This is a genomic window from uncultured Methylobacterium sp. (assembly GCF_964251405.1).
GTDB lineage: Bacteria > Pseudomonadota > Alphaproteobacteria > Rhizobiales > Beijerinckiaceae > Methylobacterium.
In genome coordinates this window covers 9924-11893 of record NZ_CAXUJR010000102.1, presented here as the reverse complement: position 1 = coordinate 11893, position 1970 = coordinate 9924, and the positions used below count along the sequence as shown (strand labels likewise).

Sequence of the window (1970 nt, the reverse complement as noted above, 5' to 3'; positions counted from 1 at the left end):
GGTGTGCTCGTTCGAGATCACGGACGAGCAGGGCCAGGCGGTGATGACGGTGCCGTTCAGCGACATGGTTCAGGAGAACGGTCCCTGGGACTGAGCGTCGGGTTCGTCCGTGCAACGAGACCAGACGCTCGTTTTTGCCAGATCGCGCGGGCACGACGACCTCGATGGGGGCGCCCGAGCACAACCGTCCCGATCAGGAGGCGAAGTCCCAGACCGCGTTGAAGTCCGAGACCGCGTGACTGATGTCCGGCCCCTTGCACTCTGGGCCAGCCACGATCCGGATCATGCCCTCGGCTCAAGCGGCGATCCTGTCGGGCATGTGATCCGCGAACCGGCATCCGGTTCGCGGATCCATTGCTTAGACGAACAGGAAATCGCCGGCCGTAAGCTGAGCCTTGTGAATCTCGTTCAGAACGAAGTGGTCGGAGCCGTGGTCGATCCAAACGTCACTTCCCACGTCGCGGGTGGCCAAGATCAGGGCAGAGAAATTGGCGAACATGCTCTTGTCGACCTGCATGTAGTCCTGCGCGCTCCCCGCCAAGGTAAAGTCCTCGATCAAGTCGGTCCCGTTCCCGGCTTTCAAGATGAAGGTGTCGGAGCCCGCATCTCCATAGAGAAAATCGGTCCCGGCTCCGCCGTTGATCTTGTCATTGCCGGCGTAGCCGTGGATCTCGTCGTTCCCGCCGAGACCGGACAACGTGTCGTTCCCCCCACCTCCATTGATGTCCTCAGCCTTGCCGGTGCCGGTCAACGTGTTGGCTTGGATGTTCCCGTTGATGTCGGACCCACGTCCTGCAAGCGTCGGTTCCGGGGTGGCGATCGGGGCGGGAGCCGGGACGGGGCTCGTCGGGGCCGGAGTTGGAGCCGGAGTGGCGACAGGGGTTGCGGGAGTCGTTGTCGCTTGCCCGGTCGTGCTCGAGACATAGATCGCCGACGCATCGTTGGTGTGCGTCCAATCGAACAGGTTCTGGATGTGATCTTGAGGCCTCGCGTTCGGGGCGTTCGTCACGTCCATCGTGTCGCTGCCCTCGTCCCAGGCGACGTTGCCTGGATTTACGGCACGCGTTTAGGTTGCATGCAGGAAGTCGACGTTTTCGCCTGCCGATGCAAAGACAAGCGAGTTCGACAGGTTGGCGCCCCGCCCCTGGTTGGCGGAGATGTTGTCGAAAGATCGAATGGTGTCGAAGCTCACGTTGTTGGAATAGAAGCTGAACGCCCCATTGCCCATGTGAATGGCATCGACGTGGTCGACTTTGCCGCCGGACGAACTCTCCTCGAACATCACGCCGACGCCGGACGGCGAGTTGTTGCCGTCGATAACGCCGCGAGAGACTGTGACGTTGGCCGAATTGATGACCGAGATGTTGTCCTCGGGGTGGGAGTTCGCCCGTTCGTTCAGAACATAGAAATCGGTCAGCTTGCCGTTCGGGGAGGCGACGAACTGGACGAGCTGGCCGCCCGGATAGGGACCGCGAAAATTGTGACCCTCGACGAAGGATAGGACGGCTCAGGGGGAATTGCCGAGATACACGCCTGTCTCGCTGTCCCGCATCGTGACGTGATCGACCTTCAGGTTGGCGGAATCCGTCGCCCGAATCGCCGTCGTCTCGTAATTCTCGTTCTCGCCGGCCTGTCCGGCCGGAGAATTGGAATTTACGATCAAGCTATCCGAAATGGTGACGTTGGACGCATTCTCCACGGTCACGCCGTTTCCTGTCGCGTGATGGATCGTGACGTTGCGGATGATCACGCCAGCGTTTTGGACGGTGATCGCATCTCCGGATGCAACCCACAGGTCGAGATTTTCGATGATCTGACCGTCGTATGTGGTGGTGATTGCTTTGGTCGAATACGTGAGACCGCTCGGAGTAGCTGGCATGTATTTTCCTACCCAATGTGTGCGAGTTCAGAGGATGCTCAATTGGGATTACCTCGAATGGTCATGCGACCGCCGCGCGCCCTCGAAAGGA

At 60.3% G+C, this 1970-nt stretch carries 3 protein-coding genes; all 3 read right to left on the bottom strand.

The window, feature by feature from the left end; translation table 11 throughout:
- Nucleotides 1-358 precede the first annotated feature (358 nt).
- The 3 genes from ACFE7U_RS15410 to ACFE7U_RS15400 all read right to left on the bottom strand — a co-directional run bounded on the left by ACFE7U_RS15410 (nucleotide 359) and on the right by ACFE7U_RS15400 (nucleotide 1879).
- On the bottom strand, nucleotides 359-1015 hold the full coding sequence (locus ACFE7U_RS15410) for a hypothetical protein (RefSeq protein ID WP_375410599.1): 657 nt from the start codon (nucleotides 1013-1015) through the stop codon (nucleotides 359-361).
- Between the two features lie 51 nt (nucleotides 1016-1066).
- Nucleotides 1067-1282, bottom strand: coding sequence for a hypothetical protein (locus ACFE7U_RS15405; protein ID WP_375410598.1), 216 nt, complete (start codon nucleotides 1280-1282; stop codon nucleotides 1067-1069).
- 225 nt (nucleotides 1283-1507) lie between these two features.
- Nucleotides 1508-1879, bottom strand: coding sequence for a right-handed parallel beta-helix repeat-containing protein (locus ACFE7U_RS15400; RefSeq protein WP_375410597.1), 372 nt, complete (start codon nucleotides 1877-1879; stop codon nucleotides 1508-1510).
- Nucleotides 1880-1970: the final 91 nt, after the last annotated feature.

What these genes read in the sequence shown, in the direction of transcription:
- ACFE7U_RS15405 (WP_375410598.1), bottom strand. Translation starts at nt 1,282, where the DNA reads ATGTTCGAGGAGAGTTCGTCCGGCGGCAAAGTCGACCACGTCGATGCC.
- ACFE7U_RS15410 (WP_375410599.1), bottom strand. Translation starts at nt 1,015, where the DNA reads ATGGACGTGACGAACGCCCCGAACGCGAGGCCTCAAGATCACATCCAG.
- ACFE7U_RS15400 (WP_375410597.1), bottom strand. Translation starts at nt 1,879, where the DNA reads ATGCCAGCTACTCCGAGCGGTCTCACGTATTCGACCAAAGCAATCACC.